General features: G+C 38.0%; 12 protein-coding genes and 3 tRNA genes. 11 read left to right on the top strand and 4 right to left on the bottom strand.

All coding sequences use genetic code 11. From position 1 onward, the window contains the following. Positions 1-87: 87 nt before the first annotated feature. Positions 88-954 (top strand): DUF5996 family protein, encoded by an 867-nt coding sequence (locus HMPREF9449_RS10860; protein ID WP_009137309.1) that lies wholly within the window; start codon positions 88-90, stop codon positions 952-954. A 100-nt stretch (positions 955-1,054) separates the two neighbouring features. On the opposite strand, the gene HMPREF9449_RS10855 is transcribed toward HMPREF9449_RS10860, so the two are convergent. Both HMPREF9449_RS10855 and HMPREF9449_RS10850 read right to left on the bottom strand, forming a co-directional pair. After that, the gene (locus HMPREF9449_RS10855) at positions 1,055-1,246 is read right to left on the bottom strand and encodes a hypothetical protein (protein WP_147640065.1); all 192 of its coding nucleotides are present in this window, start codon (positions 1,244-1,246) and stop codon (positions 1,055-1,057) included. A gap of 105 nt (positions 1,247-1,351) precedes the next feature. Next, entirely contained in the window at positions 1,352-1,585 is a 234-nt protein-coding gene (locus HMPREF9449_RS10850) for a hypothetical protein (RefSeq protein ID WP_040611368.1), read from the bottom strand. A 327-nt stretch (positions 1,586-1,912) separates the two neighbouring features. Here HMPREF9449_RS10850 and HMPREF9449_RS10845 point away from each other — a divergent pair. The 4 genes from HMPREF9449_RS10845 to HMPREF9449_RS10830 all read left to right on the top strand — a co-directional run bounded on the left by HMPREF9449_RS10845 (position 1,913) and on the right by HMPREF9449_RS10830 (position 6,078). Further along, positions 1,913-1,987, top strand: a tRNA-Val gene (locus HMPREF9449_RS10845). Between the two features lie 347 nt (positions 1,988-2,334). Next, on the top strand, positions 2,335-2,688 hold the full coding sequence (gene folB, locus HMPREF9449_RS10840) for a dihydroneopterin aldolase (RefSeq protein ID WP_009137306.1): 354 nt from the start codon (positions 2,335-2,337) through the stop codon (positions 2,686-2,688). Between the two features lie 138 nt (positions 2,689-2,826). After that, positions 2,827-2,900 (top strand) — tRNA-Cys (locus HMPREF9449_RS10835). A gap of 394 nt (positions 2,901-3,294) precedes the next feature. Then, a complete protein-coding gene (locus HMPREF9449_RS10830) occupies positions 3,295-6,078 on the top strand; it encodes an ATP-binding protein (RefSeq protein WP_009137305.1) in 2,784 nt (927 codons plus the stop codon). A 339-nt stretch (positions 6,079-6,417) separates the two neighbouring features. Here the strand turns inward: HMPREF9449_RS10830 and HMPREF9449_RS10825 are convergent, their stop codons facing one another. Continuing rightward, entirely contained in the window at positions 6,418-8,688 is a 2,271-nt protein-coding gene (locus HMPREF9449_RS10825) for a sensor histidine kinase (RefSeq protein ID WP_232211416.1), read from the bottom strand. A 656-nt stretch (positions 8,689-9,344) separates the two neighbouring features. Continuing rightward, on the bottom strand, positions 9,345-10,409 hold the full coding sequence (locus tag HMPREF9449_RS10820; RefSeq protein WP_050810438.1) for a helix-turn-helix transcriptional regulator: 1,065 nt from the start codon (positions 10,407-10,409) through the stop codon (positions 9,345-9,347). A gap of 104 nt (positions 10,410-10,513) precedes the next feature. Between HMPREF9449_RS10820 and HMPREF9449_RS10815 the strand changes: the two genes are divergently transcribed. The 6 genes from HMPREF9449_RS10815 (at position 10,514) to HMPREF9449_RS10795 (ending at position 17,202) form a co-directional block, all read left to right on the top strand. Next, complete coding sequence (locus HMPREF9449_RS10815) at positions 10,514-11,824, top strand: RNA-splicing ligase RtcB (RefSeq protein WP_009137302.1); 1,311 nt, start codon at positions 10,514-10,516, stop codon at positions 11,822-11,824. Positions 11,825-12,101: 277 nt separating this feature from the next. After that, positions 12,102-12,228 (top strand) — tRNA-OTHER (locus HMPREF9449_RS16600). Between the two features lie 93 nt (positions 12,229-12,321). Further along, on the top strand, positions 12,322-14,580 hold the full coding sequence (locus HMPREF9449_RS10810) for a hypothetical protein (RefSeq protein WP_009137301.1): 2,259 nt from the start codon (positions 12,322-12,324) through the stop codon (positions 14,578-14,580). 359 nt (positions 14,581-14,939) lie between these two features. Continuing rightward, entirely contained in the window at positions 14,940-15,338 is a 399-nt protein-coding gene (locus HMPREF9449_RS10805; protein WP_009137300.1) for a hypothetical protein, read from the top strand. Positions 15,339-15,605: 267 nt separating this feature from the next. Beyond that, positions 15,606-15,902 carry a hypothetical protein gene (locus tag HMPREF9449_RS17030; RefSeq protein WP_009137299.1) on the top strand — a complete coding sequence of 99 codons (297 nt, stop codon included), beginning with the start codon at positions 15,606-15,608 and terminating at the stop codon, positions 15,900-15,902. 79 nt (positions 15,903-15,981) lie between these two features. Then, complete coding sequence (locus HMPREF9449_RS10795; RefSeq protein WP_009137298.1) at positions 15,982-17,202, top strand: sodium ion-translocating decarboxylase subunit beta; 1,221 nt, start codon at positions 15,982-15,984, stop codon at positions 17,200-17,202. Positions 17,203-17,423: the final 221 nt, after the last annotated feature.

The following is a 17,423-nucleotide window of genomic DNA, read 5'->3' as shown; positions in this document are numbered from 1 at the left end:
TTGCCTCAGGGGAGTTTAATGAATAGAGCGTAAAGACGTTCAGGGAGCTACAAAAAGGATATAAAATGAATAGTTAAAGGAAAAGGCATGGAAAATACATTTTTAAATTATCCGGATTGGCAGGATACAGCAGATACGATACATTTATTCTTACAACTGGCAGGGAAAGTGAAGGTAAAAAGATGTACAACCCGTCCGGAATGGGCGCATGTGTTACTTTATCTGTTACCGGATGGACTTACAACGGGTTTGATTCCCGGCGATAATTCTGCCTTTTCCATATTTTTCGATTTCCGGCAACATCAGGTGGAATTTCGGAACGGAGAAGGAAAGAGGGTAGATATTCCTTTAGAAGACGGTTTAAGTGTTGCGGATTTTTATAAACAATTTAATAATGCTTTAGAACAAATGGGGTCACCTACATCTATTGGCGTCAAAGCCCAGTATTTTTATGAACCTGTTGATTTGGATAGAGATGAAAAACATCATACTTATGATAAAATAGCGATACGGAAATGGCTTCAGAGTCTGTTATTTGCTTATAAAGTGATGTCTCTTTATTTAGCTCCTTTCCATGGAAAAGTACATTATCCGGCGTATTATTTTGGAAAAATGGACTTGAGTTGTATGGTGTTTAATGGAAAATTAATCCCGACGACTCTCAAAAATGAAGTAATGAGAAAAGCTTTGGATGAAGAGATGTATGCTTGTGGATTTTGGCCGGGAGATATCAGTTCCCCTCAAGCCGCTTTTTATGCCATGCCTTACCCGTTTATAGAAGACCTGAAAGAAAATGCGACCTTGTTACAACCCGATAAAGCTATTTTTAAACCGGATAAAAAAGAATTTTTCTTGGCTTTAGAAGATGTCTTTTCTTATCCCGACCCTGAAAAAACAGTAACCGATTTCTTTCAGTCCGGTTTTGATATTTTCCAAAAAATTCAACCCTGGTGATAAGGAGATCGTTCTTTTGTTACCATTTTAATTAAAAATCCCCCCTAGAAGATCTTTTCATTTTCTATGGGGGATCCGTATAACTGAAATTGTCAATAATTTAATCTTCGTCAGTACATTCAGAAGAATAGGGATTACAATCTGTATTGGAGGAACAAATCGCTGTATCTCCGCAAAGAATGGATACACAAGCTGAAGATATGTCGCAAAAATCAATCGACAAACAATTCTCTTCGCTGGGAGGAAGCCCTGGATCCCCTTCGTCCCCTTTTCCGCCCCATAGTTGTGTCATTGCCTTTCTATTTAGCGTTGTAATAACTTCTTTTTTGAGTTCGAGTTTTTTCATATCAAATTTGTATTCGTTAATGGTATTTCTAAAAATTACTTTTTAGGCGGATTAAAAATCTGTATCATTACAGTCTTCCAAAGTGTCTTCCGGACAATTCTGTGTGTCGTCACAAACTCCGGTTGCAATACAATCACCGGATTCACACCATTGTTGTGTTTCACATTTTTCTAATGTGTCCCTTAAGTCTTCTTGTACTGTATCATCTAGACCTCCTAAAAGTTTACGCATTGAATTTCTGTTTAAAACAGTGATAATTTCTTTTTTTAATTTTAAATTTTTCATAACAATAAATTTCAAGTAAATATTCAAGACTATAAATAAATACAAATATAATATTTATTGTAAATGAATTGAAAAATATATTTAAAATGTAATATAATAAGTACAAGAATAAATATTTATCGTTAATTTATAGGCAATAAATTAGTTTTTAGATGCTGTTGACGTTTAAAGGGAAACTATTCATTCGGATAGACTTTATAGAGAAGGGGGAAAACGGCGGAGAAGTAATAAAAGGTATCTTCTCTCTCCTTTTTAAAAGTTTTTCCTCAATATTTTGGCGGGTAATAAAAAAGCATTACATTTGTAACCGCAATCAAGCGATAGCTCGGGCGCTTAGCTCAGTTGGTTCAGAGCATCTGGTTTACACCCAGAGGGTCGGGGGTTCGAATCCCTCAGCGCCCACGAAAAGAGATCTTTTATAAAAGATCTCTTTTTTTAGCTTTTATAAGTTTGAAATTAAAAAATATTATGAAGTTGTATGTTCCCGAATAAAAATTTGACGAATTCCATTTATATAATTAACTTTATTTAACTGTAATCATATTGTAAATAAAAAATGAACCTTTAATTTTGCCCTGTCTTTTAAAAAGATTGTTTTTCATAAGTTTGTATGGTTTAGGTTAGTAGTTAGTAAATGTTAAAGGGTCGGTTTCCGGCCCTTTTTCATTTATAGCCTGATAAATGTTTTGTGAATTCGTTCGAATACTGTATTTTTAACAGCAATTACGGGCATTATTAAAAGAAAAGGGATGAAAAGTATTATAGAAATAGAGGGAATGGAGTTTTTTGCTTATCACGGTTGTTTTGAAGCAGAGCAGATTGTTGGCAATAAATTTACTGTGTATGCTTGTTTACATTATGATGCGGAGCAGGCTGCTCAGACGGATGATATCCGGGATGCACTGAGTTATCAGGCGGCTTATGAAATTATTGCCTGTGAAATGAAGAAGCGTTCTCATCTGTTGGAGCATGTAGCTCAACGTATTTTAGAGGCTTTTTATAAAACTTTTCCTCAGTTAAATTATGCTTGTATCAAGATTTCTAAAATGAATCCTCCTTTAGGAGGAAAAATCGGCTGTACAAGTGTGACTTTGGAAAAATAATAGAGAAGGGCTTTTTTTGTAATATTCTTGATACCTAATATATTGAGGAATTCTTTTTTTACTTCTCTGAAATAACACAAACATTTTTTTTGGTATTTAACAAAAACGTCCTATCTTTGCAACGCAAAATCGCAACAAGGTCGGTTGGCCGAGCGGTTAGGCAGCGGTCTGCAAAACCGCGTACAGCAGTTCAAATCTGCTACCGACCTCCATTTCAAAATAGCAATTATTTGATTTCCAAATGATTGCTATTTTTATTTTATTAAAAAAGCTATTTTTTGCATGACTATTTTGGGGATCAATTGGAAAATGTGTGTATGTTCATTTACTGTGATCTTTATAAGGAAGAAAACAGAATTTATTGAGAATTTAGTTGTAATCTAAATTTGATACTGCTTCATGGGAATGGACGGTTGATGCCCTAAAGTTTTTATGTTCCTATAAATAGTACAGTTTTCGGAACTTTATCTGCAAATTTGCAGAAGAGAGAATCTTCCTCCATGTTGAGTTCTGTAATATCATTTATGATCCGTTAAATTTTATCTTTTTTATTCGAACTCATTTAAAAATATCTAACTTTACGCACCAACATTGGACCGTAATTTTATGACGAAACAGTATTGTGTACACGCCTTTTTTATATATTGGAGAAATTGTATTATACTACTTTCCGGGCTATTATCCGGCACTATAGTTTGTGCTCAGCAAGAGAGTTCTCCCGGTTTTAAAAACGATTATCTGTTAATTATCAATACTTATTCGTCCAATGCTCCTTGTAGTAATGCCATCATCAATTCGGTTCAGAACCGATTGACAACAGACAATACAATTGCCGTCTATGTGGAGCACCTCAATACGTTACTGATTGATAATCAGGAAGAATTCCAAAAGGTTAAGCGGGATATCTTTGCCAAGTATGCGGCGCGAATCCCCAAGGCTGTATTGCTGATCGGTAACCCCGTATTGATTCTCAAAGACGATATCCGGGCTCATTGGGGTGACGTACCAATTGTCGCAACTGCTGAAATGGATTTCGTGTCTCCTGATACGACAAGCCTTCAGACTACGGCGATTCCTGAAGAGCAACGCGTTCCTATATCGAAGCTGGCTGACAAATATAACCTCACCTTTCTTCAAAGCAGATTGTTTCCGCAGGACAATGTCGAATTGTTGAAGCGCATGGTTCCGGGACTTAAAAAAGTGCTGTTGCTCGGTGACGGTTGTTACGTAAACCAGCAACTTCATTACGACATGAAGCACATGATGGCGAAACAATATCCCGGTCTGGAATATGAATTTATCTCGGCAGCTGACATTACTACAGAAGAGTTGCTCGCAAGGCTCAACACTATCGATACAAAAACTACAGGTGTTCTTTTTTCTTCCTGGTCCTGTGTCTCGAATGTGGGCGGTGCGACTGTACTGGAGACCTATTCATTCCGCGTGATTGCCAATATTCCTATTCCGATCTTCGCTTTCAAGCAAGCCGTCATGGAGAATAGCGGTATGGTCGGAGGTTGCATCTACGATGAGCCAGAATTGCTGGCCCGGTTACAACAAACTTTCGACCAGATTCGCATGGGTATACAGCCGCGCGATATTCCTTTTTACATTCCCGAAAAATCGATTCCTACGTTCAACTACCCGTCATTGTTGCAACGTAATTTCTCGGTAGGTGACTGCCCTGTCGGTAGTACGTTTTTGGGCCGTCCGCAGAATTTCTGGCAGCAGAATAAATACTTGCTACTGTTCGGCGGGATAGCCGTGGCGGCATTATTGATCACTTTCTTTGTACGTAAATATATCCGTTCTCTTAAAGCACTCAATAAAGCTCAGCAACAGCAAGTCGAAACCAGCCGTAAGCTAGAATTGGTTCTCGGTGTAGCCAATATTATTCCTTGGCATATGAATATGCGTGAAGAAATGGTTTATTGGGATGCCGCTCCTCCGGTGAACCTGAGCGGTACGATAACGACTCCAGAGAAAGTAAGGGTTGCGATACCTTTGAAGGAATGTTTCGAAAGAATACATAAAGAAGATTTGAAGCGGATACAACAGAGGGTCGATGATCTTCTAAACGGTAATATCCAGAAAATTCACGAAGAATACCGGGTTGTGGGCCTGGATGTTTCAGATCCCCAGATCAACTGGGTGGAAGTACAAGCTACTGTGGAAGGTCGGGACGAAAATGGAGTTCCGTCGACTTTGGTCGGTTCCCTGCATATTATTACCAAACGCAAGCAGATGGAACAGGAATTAATTGACACGAAGGAACAGGCTGAGGAATCTAACCGTCTCAAGTCCGTGTTTCTGGCTAATATGAGCCATGAGATCCGTACTCCACTGAACGCTATTGTGGGTTTTTCAAAACTGCTTGCAACAGTAGATGAGGAAAGTGAGAAAGAGGAATACATTCAAATCATTGAAAACAATAACGATTTGCTTCTCCAATTGATCAGCGATATTCTCGATCTGTCAAAGATTGAGACCGGGACGATGGAATTCGTAGAGGCACCGGTGGATGTCAACGAAATGATGGATGAAATTGTCCGTGCTATGTCATTACGGGCTGAAGCCAAGGGATTAGCGGTGCAGTTTGAAGACTGTTTGCCTGAATGCAATATTCTCACTGACCGTAATCGCCTGCATCAGGTGATTACCAACCTAATGACTAACGCGCTCAAATTTACCGACGGGGGCTCAATTACGATCGGCTATAGATTGCAGTCTGATAATATGCTCAGGTTTTACGTTTTCGATACCGGTTGCGGTATTCCTGAAAAACTACAGAAAGACATTTTCAACCGTTTTGTCAAGCTCAACCGTTTCGTACAGGGAACAGGATTGGGGCTACCTATTTGTCAGACGATTGTGCAACGGATGGGCGGTAAGATGGGTGTAGAATCTGAGGTGGGTAAAGGATCGACCTTTTGGTTTACGGTTCCATATCGGCAGATGGAGAAAATCTGTAAAATGACTTCCGAGCTCGATCGCACTCGTGTGCATAAAAGCGATGTCACAATTCTTGTCGCAGAGGACAATCCCAGTAATTTCAAGTTTATGGAAGCCATCCTGAAAAAGAAATACAATATTTTGCACGCTTGGGATGGACAAGAAGCTATAGAGCTCTACAAAGTGCATACCCCACATCTCATTCTAATGGATATCAATATGCCAATTTTAGATGGATATGGGGCAAAGGACGGTATCCGTCAATACTCCCCTCATGTGCCGATAATTGCCGTAACAGCATACGCTTTTGCTTCAGACGAACAAAAAATTCTGAGTTCGGGATTTGATGGATATATTGCCAAGCCCATCAATCCTGATTTACTACATCAGAAAATTGTGGAGATACTCGTTACGAGGCTTCAGATACTAAGCGAATAAAGAGGAGGTAGCGTCATTGTTTTATAGTCTGACGCGGTCAGAATATTCTAAAAAAGGAATTCCTTTACTTTTTAGGTGATTATTATTCACTTGAAATGTTTACGGATTCGTCCAGTTGCAGCAAGATTCCATTCGCTTCAGAAGGGGGCATGCCGAGGTGCGAAATGGTAATTTTATAGAGTTCCCTATACGCATTCTTTGAATTGTATATTGCCCGTCCACGTTTGAGATGGTGCTATAACGGATACTGGAAAGTGAGTGAAGAAAGATGGTCGTGGATGGTGGTTTGAATATTTTTTATTTCAGGCCCTTCAGATCTATTAAGAAAATATTTAATAGTTAGGCGACAGGAAGTACAATTGTGAACCGACTGCCTTTGCCTTCTTCAGATTCGACTTCAATGTATCCCTGTAGTTGCTCTGCAATACTATTGCAAATAGCTAGCCCCAGGCCTGTACCTTGGGCAAATTCATCGTGTTTGTAAAAACGGGAGAAAATTATTTTTAATTCGTTGTGAGGAATTCCTTTTCCGGTGTCTTCCACAAAAATGCCTACTGCATGTTCCTTGGCTGAGTAGCGATAACCGAGCTTAATATAACCCGTCTGGGTAAATTTGTTAGCATTTGTCAGGAAATTGGTGATTACCTGTTGCAGCCGTGAGGCATCGACATAGACAGTACAATCTTCGTTTGGAAAATCCTGCAAGAATTTGAGGTCCGGCTTCACTTGTACCCCGAAGGTCTGGTAATAAGAACTGAGTAAAGTCCGCACATCTTCTCTCCGTAGGTTGAAATTTGCAGAACCCGAATCAAGACGCGATAATTCCAATATGTCGTTTATTAATCTTAGCAATAATTCGGTGTTAGTATTGATTATATCGACATAATTCTGTTTATCTTCTTCTTCCAATTCTGGAGTATTGGTCAGTAAGTTTGCAAAGCCGGCAATGGCGTTCAGTGGAGTCCGTATTTCATGGCTCATATTATTGAGGAACGACTGTTTTAACTCAGCCTTCTCTGCAATTTCACGAGCCTGTATTAATTCCTCTTCCCGATCTTTAAATTCCTGTATATTTTGCAATAAACCGGTCACTACAGGTAATTTTTCGTCATGGCAAATAACATTATAGCGAAATTCCCACCATTGATATTTCCCGTTGAATTTACAACGGTATTCTCCTTTGTAACGTTTTGTGGGACTATTTTGCAAAAAGTTTACAGAGAAAGGTTCTTGATCATCAGGATAAATAAAAGGAAGAATTTGTTCCAGGGTAATGAATGGGCCCGTATGAGCGATCAATTTATAGAAGTGGGAGTCAAAACTGAGTTTATCTTCTGTCTGGCGCCAAGCATAGGTAGTCCCCCCTTCGATGGCAAGTTTTAAGGTTTCATGCTCATAAAGTAAATTACGAAGGGCTTCCAATTTTCGTTTGCGTTCATCTATAACTTTGTATATCAATAAAGCAAATATGGTAAATAACAAAACTCCTCCTGATATGTAACCTGCGAGCAAGTAATACCGATGGCTTACGGAAAAGGGGATATACATGATCTGGTATTCCTCGGGCAAATCTTTGGTTGAGATGTTATTAGCTTGTAGAACTTTCCAGTTTAAAACATATTGTTTGGAAGATGGAGTGATTTGTTGTTTCGGCATTTCTTTTCTAAGACGCAGCGCTATGCCTTCGGCCATTTCTTTTAATTGTGTTTCAAGAGGAGTAAAATAACCTCCCAGCATTTTATCGTTTGCTCCAAATCCTTCGTTAATTGTAGCAAAGGAAGGATTGATAAAAAATTCCTGAGCATCCATAGAATTGTAAGTACGTGATGTCAGCATCAGATAAGTCTCAGATCCCCTCGCTGTCTGTTGAATCGTACGAAGAGGCATTTCTTCGCTCAATAAACGCATTACGACAGTTGTATCAATTTTCTCGTTGATGGTTTCTGTTTTGCCTTCTTCGTAAGGATTCTTGATAATACGGTGGAATAAAATATCTTTGAACACATCCCCCTCGAATGTTTTGATACCTTCTTTTCGACATTGTTGTTCCAAATTCAGCCACATTTGATTATCAATCATGCCGGTGCCACTCATGACGATGATGCGTGATTTGCTCATGATGCGTTCTATCATACGGACTGTTGCAGCATAATCGGGAATATCAACATAACCGGTAACGTTGGGGTAACTACGGATCAAATCCACATCAGGGTGGTATACACCGCTGAAAACGACGGGAATATCACGTAATTTGGGATTGTTACATTTCAAAAGAGAGAAGGTGGCCTGATTGTTGAAGATGGCGATTGCGTCGCCTCCCCATTTTGTGATTTCATCAATGAAAAAGGAAGAACGGGCCATTTCAGCGTCATATCTTAATTCGTCGCAATTTAAAAAGAATTCTTTGATTTCAAATTTCAACCCTTGGGTTGCCAGTTCTTTTTCCAGAAGCGACCGATATCGTTTGGCATCGTGGTAATTTTTCTCGTAAGAATGTATAATCGCTATTTTGTAACGGGGAGCTGCCTTTGTCGGATATATCACCCAAAAAGAAGATAGTATAAAAAATAACAGACGAAGTAATACCTTGGTCTGCCCGATTCTTTTCAAGTTAATATGTTTTTTTATAAGACACATAAATTTCTTGTACAAATATATTGTAAAATATCTTATTCTTTAGTTAATTAATTCGGAAATTCCAATACAAGATATATTTATTTTTATGCCGTTTCTATATTTGAGAAAAGTGTTAAACGAGAGCCGGATTATAATACAATTGTAGAGATTCTGTTACCAAATATTATAGGTCTTTGAAAGATAACAATTTCGGAATTCTTCTTTTTTGAGTATTATTAGGTCATTTTGCTGTGAATATTTGATTATTAGAGATCGGTGTATTTTTCCCAAAATACCTTGATTTTTATATTAATCTTTGTTTTTTAGTTTTATGCAGTGTCTGAATGAGAAATGAATTCTTATTGTGTAATCAATCGGGAGGTACTGCTTGAAAATACGAATGGTAAAAGTTACAGATGGAGCTAAGTAAAGATCAGAGAAGATGCATAGGACGTTTTTTGAAGACCTCAGAAATTGTATTTATAAACAGGGGGACAAATAGGGTAAGGAATATAAGATGAACTTTAGCAAGGAGTGATTCTTTTTCATAAGCCTGTTCTTATAGCTGGTTCCAATGGTTTAGATCGTAATTCTGTAACTTTTAACTTCTCCCTATTGAACGGAAGATTTTAGTTATAGTAATCCTGATATTATTGTTCAGGAGAGAGTTCCGGGGACGGGATGCTTGTGTGCACAGATACCTCTTCTCTGTAATATAATTCCTTGGCTGAACTAAATTTCTGTCTCATGAAATCAATCAGAGATGGGGGTGAAAGTACTTTGAGAGCATCGGCATAGCCCAAAAATTCTTGTTGTAATTCTGGATTGATGACTACTTGGATTTCAAAGATTTTGGAACCATCTTCACGTTCTTCTATTATTTGCTGGCTTTTGTGAAAAGGTTTGGTTTCTACATAAGGAACATTTTGTGCATTAACCCAAAAACGGATTGTTTCAGCTTGTTCCCCGATATTTTTGGTCACTCCTATCAGATTATTGAAAAAGATCTCGGGATCGAATAAGTTGTTCTCACTGAATTTTTCTTTAGGGGCAATTACTATTTCGTGTATCCGGTCTAATGCCAGGTTGGCCAGATTGTTTTTTTTCTTCCCGAATACAAACCAACGATTGCGATATTCTTTTAAAAGATAGGGATGGAACAGAAAGGTTTTTGCTGAACAGGCTTTAAATGAACGATATTTTATTTCCAATACCTGTTTGTTTACAATGCCCTTGTAAATAGTGTCCAAATGATCTAATCCTTTCAAGCTTTCATTTTTCTCAAAATCAATGACTGGTAGTGTTTTTTGTCGTGTTGAAGTGATATGGTCTTCTAAGCGGTTGACAATTTCACCCAACCCTGAAAAATAAGAGAATTCTTTAAATTGGCGCAATACTTCTACAGCTTCAGACATCGTTTTCAGATCCTGTTTTGATAAAGGAGTGTTAGTAATGCTATAATTTTCATCTTCGTATTTGTAATATTTGTTGTCGTAAACGACAATGGGAGCATTGTAACCCAATTTTTCACTACGCATCATTTGGATGTCTATTTGTACAGTTCGTTTGCTGATACCTTTATCTATTCCTTCGTATTCGTAAAGGGCTTCCGAACAGGCATCGATCAAATCTTCGAGGGTCCATTTACGGTATTTATTCCGCAAACAGCTGTCGATTGTCTTATAACGTATTAAGGCATTACGGTTGACAGGCATAGAGATAAATCTGATTATTTTTTCAAAGGTATAAAAAATATTTTTATTGCGCAGAAACATTACGTAATCCTTATTTTACTTTGCATTGTCAAAAAAGAAGAAATATGATAGAATTAAGTGGAAAATACAATACAGATTGTAAAATATTTGTAAATGAGGTAGAAGCAGAAGTCATAACTTTGGTTTGCGGAATATTGGATAATGAAATATCCGCGGGAGTTCCTGTGCGCATTATGCCCGACACCCATGCCGGAAAAGGAATTGTGATTGGTTTTACGATGCCGCTGACTAGATCGGTAAATCCTAATTATATAGGAGTGGATATTGGTTGTTCGGTAACCAGCTATAAATTGAATAAACATTTTGGGCCGTCGGATCTTCCGCGGGTGGATTGTCTGATCCGAAAAGTCGTTCCAATGGGGTGTGATATACATAAAGATTCTCATTTCGATCATTGGTGGGTGGAAGATTATCTGGCATCGGCGACTCAAAATGTGAATCATTTTCAAAGTGAATGGAATAAACGTTTCGGAGATCAGAAAGAAGACATCTGTATTGATCGGGGATATATATCTGAATTGTGTGAAAAAGTGGATATTAAAGAGAGTGTTTTCTACAATTCGGTCGGTACACTTGGAGGAGGAAATCATTTTATAGAAGTCGGAGAATCCCTTCAAGAAGGGGCGCATTACCTGACCTTGCATTCCGGTTCACGGAATTTTGGATTGAAAGTGTGCAATTATCACGCAAATAAAATGAAAGTCCGGAATTTTTTTCCGCAGGAATATCAAGATGAGTTTGAGTGTATCACCAAAAATACGACTCCCAGAAGTGATATTCCAGCTAAACTTGCTGAATTGAACGCACGTTATGAAGAGAATAAAAAAGAGTATTTTTTGCAAGGGGAGGATATGTATGAGTATTTGGTAGATATGGTGATTGCTCAGACGTATGCACAATTTAATCATCGGGTAATGGCTCATGACATTTTTGTCGAATTGCGTGATGTGGAGGTTATTGAAAGTATTCATTCCATGCACAATTTTATCGATACCCGCGATTGGATTATCCGGAAAGGAGCAATCCGGGCCTATAGAGGAGAGAAAATGGTGATCCCTTTTAATATGCGGGATGGGTTGTTGATCTGTGAAGGAAAAAGCAATGTCGGCTGGAATTGTTCGGCTCCGCATGGAGCTGGAAGAATTCTGGCACGGAGCCAGGCCTTTAAGACGTTGAAAATGGAAGAATTTGAAAAGGAGATGAAAGGTATTTATTCTACTTCTGTTTGCCCGTCAACTCTTGACGAGTCGCCGATGGCTTATAAAGATAAGGATATAATTATAAATGCCATTGGGGATACAGCATTGATACAGGATACTGTAAAACCAATATTAAATATTAAAGCAAAAGCATAATGTTTTTCATTACGCAAAAAGATTGCGTATCCTTAACTTTTCTTTGCATCAAGAAATGTTCTTTGATAGATAAATAGAAACAGGTGACGTAAAGATTACTTCTGTCTTTTAATGGGACAGCTTTCGTAATTACCTGCTTCTTACAGAAGGGCAGTTGTTCAGTTAGCGGAGCAAAGTTAATTCCGAAATTACTGGTTATTCGGTCAATAGGATTTGCTTCGGGGATTTTTCATTCCTGTGTCGCCGTGTCAATTCCGACCTGCCCGACGAAATTGGGGGAGTAGTAGCTCAAAGGATAGAGCGCATTATAAGTAGCTTTTAAATTATCTGCTGAAGGTCAATAAAGGCTTACTTCTAACGATATTATGATGATGAGGTTATTGGTTCGAATCCAATCTACTCCGCAAAATAAGGGTCAAAAGAGACTTACTTCAACAATATTTATACAACGCCAGTCTCTTCATTACCCTATTAAATAAATCTTTAAAAACTTAGTCATGAACCTTGATTTATTGAAAGTGTCTCTTCGACAGAGGGCGGTTTATATCCCTAAGGAACGAATTGTATGTACAAATAAAAGCATATCGGAACATACGCTCGGTTTTTTGATGAATATAAAGAAATTGGGTTATACGGTTTCGGAAGAATTACTCCATGTATTAGATTTGGTGACGCCGAGTGATAAGTTGCAAATTTATGATTTCTTGAATGAAGTTACCGGCATGAAATTAAACTGGACTCCATTGGTAAAAGGATGGGATATTCCGACCGGTGAATCTCGAGAGGATCATGCCGTTACTTTTTATATCAATGCATGGAATGTAAATGTGGGTATCTTTCTGCCCTGTGGTCATTGGATTCCGGAAAACACCTTTCCTTTAGAAAGATACAATGGTTGTCCTTTTTGTGGAGTCCCTTTCCTGTTTGGAAAAATAGGAGATTGCAGACAAGGTAGTAAGCTAAAAATATTGGAATTGTGGACTGAGGATGATTTGAACCGGTTTTTTAAAGATTTGTTGGAATCGCGTACGGCTTTGGATGCAACTCAGGTGGATAGTTTGAAAATATTGATAGAGGCTTTGCCTTTGCCGGAAGTTGTGATAACGATGAAGGAGACGATGATGTTGGTCTTGGACGTTTTGGTAGAAAAGGGAAAGCCGGAGAAGGCCAGATCCCTTTTTTCAACGCCCAACGACATATTACGTTATTTGTGGTATAAGAAAACCGGTTTCTTACAAATTATAGAGCCTAAAACAATCATTAGACGTGTTGCGAAAAATAATACCCATATCAATCAGTTTTTGGATTATTCTTTGAAAGCAAGTGTAAAGCAGAAAAATACCTTAAAATTGAAGTATAATCGTTCACAATGTCGAATGGTTGCCGGATGGCTCAATCATTTGAATATGGATCCGGCAAAGGCTTGCGAAGTGATGCATCCCAAACGGGCAATGTGGGTGCGTTTTATCCGAGCATTACGTTTGGTTGAATATGCTGATAAAAAAGGATTCGAATACCTGAAAGAATTGATAGATGTATTCCATAACCAGACTTACGAAGTATGGCAGGGGAAAGTGGATCGGAATAAATTGAAGATGGACGCTGAGAAGACATTTAGCCTACTGAAACAACGCCCCGGATTATTTGCTCGCTCTTTGTTTGCTAATATGCTTTGGTTCGGAGCTGATCAAACGCTGGCTACATTTTCCGAAGTAGCCGACCAATTGCCAGTCCGGTTGGTGTTAACGTTGAATATGTATGCTTTGAACTATTTCGACCGTAATCAAAGAAGGAATGTTAAGCCGCTTGGTGGCGTTGTCAGAGCCATTGATGCCAATAAAATGCTGGCTTTATATACGGATGAGCAATTGAAAGAGATGGTTGGTAAAGTGGAAGAATTTTGCCTGAAAGTGATTTCCGACCGATTTGCCCATATACCTACTGAAAGCAAAACGATGTATATTGATCCGATGTTGTTCAATGTTCCTTTGTCGATCGGAGACCGGAACGAAACCATTCAGGATACCTCCTGTGCATTAATGGGTACACGTTTCCCGCTTGAAGGTAATACCATCCGGTTATTTATGCAATGGGGAAAAGGTCTGCCGGCACAACCGTTGGATATGGATTTAAGCTGCTGTATTGCTTTTGAACAACGGATAGAAATATGTGCGTATTATAGTTTAGTGGCTACAGGAGCCAAACATAGTGGGGATATTCGTAGTATTCCCGACAAGATTGGTACTGCTGAATACATTGAATTGGATATGTCTGAACTAACAAAAGCTGGTGCAAAATATGTGGCTTGCACTTGTAATGCGTATAGCAACGGAACTCTTTCGCCTGAACTGGTAGTGGGTTGGATGAATTCGGCATATCCCATGGAGATTTCCGAAAAGACGGGAGTGGCTTACGATCCTTCATGCGTACAGCATCAGGTCCGAGTATCACAGAGCTTAACCAAAGGGCTTGTGTTTGGAGTGATCGATGTACCATCCAGAGAAATCATTTGGCTTGAAATGCCTTTTGGAGGCCAACAGATTTGCAATATGGATGCAGCAGTTCTGAAGGCTTTGTTAGACAAACTGAACAGTAAAATAACCATAGGTCGTTTGTTGTCATTAAAAGCAAAAGCTCAAAATATGCAATTGACAGATGATGCAAGAGCTGATGAAGTATATACAATGCAGTGGGCTTTAAATACGGCTGCTGTTACGAAATTATTGGTAGATTTTTCTGACTTTACCATAAAATGATAAGCGTTCCCTTCCTCTCTTAATGAGCTTTTGGTTAATTGGTGTTCGGTATGGATAATATGTACTGTTGATGTTCACGATTAAATTTTTATTAGGAACAAAGGGACTGTTAATCAAATCCAATGGAGTGCCGATCAGCAGTGAGTATCCGGGCTCGGGGATGGTGTTAACAACATATTCCGTTTGTCTATGAGAATAGTATGAGAAATATTTTCCTATTTCGCTTTATTCTTATGTAAATGACGCTTTCCCCCGTCCCCGGATGTTTTCAAAACAAAGGACACATAAATTTTTTAGAAAATATAAAAGTGATTTTTTGCTATCAAATTTGTGAATAATGTTGTACCTTTGCGGCGAAAATGAAAAGGTATATTGTCAACATATTGATTTATACAGCTTTTTTATTCAGTATTAGTGGAATAAAGGGGATGTTTTTTCAGGAATCTTTGCTACAAAGTTCTGAAATAGAACAGAGTACTGTCAATTCTCTGGAAAAGGAGCAGGCATTGGCTACGACTCATTCCTTTTCATTTGATTTTTTCTGTTTTAAAAGTTCTGATGTTCCTCTTCTAATTTCTTCTTCTCCCAGGAGCATTAATTTCCCTAAAAATTTGAAATCTGTTGCTGTAATTCAGCGCCTTTCTGCAATGGACACTCCTTTGGTCGCAAGGGATGCAAAGAATTTGTATTTTCAATATTGTTTTATAAAATCTTCTAATCAATATTTTATCTATACGCTAAGGCGGCTTCTGATTTAAATTTTCTTTTCTTTTTAAAAAAGGTGCAGTTAATAATTTATTATCTGTGAGATATTTGTTTGTGTCTTATTCATTGGGCAAAATAGGTATCCTCCGGATTTTTATACTGAGTTCCTTTCTATTGATTATTGTAGCTCGAAAGCCAGAATGGATCGGAATATTCTGTTTTTTCTATTCCTACTACAATAAGTATATCGTCTTTGAATAAAGGATTTGTAAATAAGTGAAGAATATATAATCATATTGTTGTATTAAAAAAAAATAATCATGTTAAATTTATTATTATCTACATTGGGGATGATGGGCTTGACGTTTGCCATCGGTTTTTTTGTTGCAGGTATTATTAAAGCTATTGCAAACTGGGCGGATTTGTTCGCTTTCTATAAATTGCATCAGCTGGAAATTTTGAGTTTGAAGAAAACCTCTCGGCCATTGGAGAAAACCGTGCCGGGATTTGTAGCGATGCCGAAAAATGATATATATAAAGAAAAGCATCGAAAAGTAAGCCACTTTTTAAACGAAACTTTCCATAGTCTAAAACCTCGTAGAAGAATTACTGCTTGATGAGAAGCGAATTCCCTGTGTTTAAAAGAGTTTACAGGGGGAATGCTGTTTTGCTTCGGACTTATTAATAGAATAAAATATGGAAAATATTGATTTTTATAGTCTGTTTCAGGGGGTTGGAACTATGGTAGCCAGCGGTTGGTTTTTGGCTACTGTCCGTGTAGTGTTGATCATGCTTGGATTTCTTTTAATCTATTTGGGCAGAAAAGGGGTATTAGAACCGATGATTATGATACCGATGGGGTTGGGGATGATTGCAATTAACTGTGGTACCTTGATAATGCCTGGGGGAGGAATGGGAAATCTTTTTTTAGATCCTATGATCACGGATACGGACGAATTAATGAATGTCATGCAGATTGATTTTTTACAACCTGTATATACGCTTACTTTTAGTAATGGGTTGATTGCTTGTTTCGTCTTTATGGGAATAGGAACTTTATTGGATGTCGGATATTTGCTTCAACGTCCTTTTGTGAGTATTTTTTTAGCTTTATGTGCAGAGCTAGGTACTTTTTTGACATTGCCCATTGCTTCTTCTATGGGGTTGACTTTGGAAGAAAGTGCTTCTGTTGCTATGGTCGGAGGAGCTGACGGGCCGATGGTTTTATTTACTTCCTTAGTGTTGGCAAAGCATTTATTTGTGCCGATAACCGTGGTAGCCTATCTCTATTTAGGGTTGACCTATGGAGGTTATCCTTATTTAGTAAAAATGTTGGTACCTAAGCGTTTGCGGGCAATAAAAATGACGGCTAAAAAGGCTCCTAAAAATTACGACTCTAAAGTAAAGTTGGCTTTTGCCGTTATTTTATGTGCTTTATTGTGTTTTTTATTTCCGGTAGCATCCCCCTTGTTTTTTTCTTTGTTTATTGGAGTGGCTGTCAGGGAATCAAAAGACAGCATGAAACATGTGTATGATTTTATAAGTGGGCCTTTACTGTATGGTTCTACTTTTATGCTGGGTTTGTTATTAGGCGTTTTGTGCGATGCGCATTTGTTATTAGATGCTAAAATTTTAAAACTCTTGATTTTGAGTATTATCGCATTATTGTTGTCAGGTGTCGGCGGTATTATTGGAGGATACATTATGTATTTTATTAAAAAGGGGAATTATAATCCCGTTATCGGTATTGCCGCTGTCAGTTGTGTGCCTACTACTGCAAAAGTGGCACAGAAAATCGTAAGCAAAGAAAATGCAGATTCTTTTATTTTAAGTGAAGCATTAGGTGCTAATATCTCGGGGGTTATTACTTCAGCTATTATTGCCGGTGTTTTTACTTCGATTATTCCTCTTTTATAAAGAAGGAATAGAAGTGACATAGTTTTTTTATAAAAGTGACGAAGAATACGGGACTACTTTTTAGCTAATTGTAGTTCTGTATTCTATTTTTTAGCGCTTGAAGAAGAGGAGGAAGGTGTTAACAAAGTATTCCGTTTGTTTCTGAGAATGTTGCAAGAAGGATTCCCTATTTGGCTTCATTTTTATGTGAATGACGCCTTTCCCCGTCTCCGGATGTTTTC

The sequence above is a fragment of the Odoribacter laneus YIT 12061 genome (genome assembly GCF_000243215.1).
Classification (GTDB): domain Bacteria; phylum Bacteroidota; class Bacteroidia; order Bacteroidales; family Marinifilaceae; genus Culturomica; species Culturomica lanea.
This window is presented reverse-complemented; position numbering and strand designations above follow the sequence as displayed.

Excerpts from the sequence above, each read along its gene's own strand:
- HMPREF9449_RS10815 (WP_009137302.1), top strand. The coding sequence starts at position 10,514 with ATGATAGAATTAAGTGGAAAATACAATACAGATTGTAAAATATTTGTA.
- HMPREF9449_RS10850 (WP_040611368.1), bottom strand. The coding sequence starts at position 1,585 with ATGAAAAATTTAAAATTAAAAAAAGAAATTATCACTGTTTTAAACAGA.
- HMPREF9449_RS10795 (WP_009137298.1), top strand. The coding sequence starts at position 15,982 with ATGGAAAATATTGATTTTTATAGTCTGTTTCAGGGGGTTGGAACTATG.
- HMPREF9449_RS10820 (WP_050810438.1), bottom strand. The coding sequence starts at position 10,409 with ATGCCTGTCAACCGTAATGCCTTAATACGTTATAAGACAATCGACAGC.
- HMPREF9449_RS10855 (WP_147640065.1), bottom strand. The coding sequence starts at position 1,246 with ATGACACAACTATGGGGCGGAAAAGGGGACGAAGGGGATCCAGGGCTT.
- HMPREF9449_RS17030 (WP_009137299.1), top strand. The coding sequence starts at position 15,606 with ATGTTAAATTTATTATTATCTACATTGGGGATGATGGGCTTGACGTTT.
- HMPREF9449_RS10860 (WP_009137309.1), top strand. The coding sequence starts at position 88 with ATGGAAAATACATTTTTAAATTATCCGGATTGGCAGGATACAGCAGAT.
- HMPREF9449_RS10805 (WP_009137300.1), top strand. The coding sequence starts at position 14,940 with ATGAAAAGGTATATTGTCAACATATTGATTTATACAGCTTTTTTATTC.
- HMPREF9449_RS10810 (WP_009137301.1), top strand. The coding sequence starts at position 12,322 with ATGAACCTTGATTTATTGAAAGTGTCTCTTCGACAGAGGGCGGTTTAT.
- folB (WP_009137306.1), top strand. The coding sequence starts at position 2,335 with ATGAAAAGTATTATAGAAATAGAGGGAATGGAGTTTTTTGCTTATCAC.
- HMPREF9449_RS10830 (WP_009137305.1), top strand. The coding sequence starts at position 3,295 with ATGACGAAACAGTATTGTGTACACGCCTTTTTTATATATTGGAGAAAT.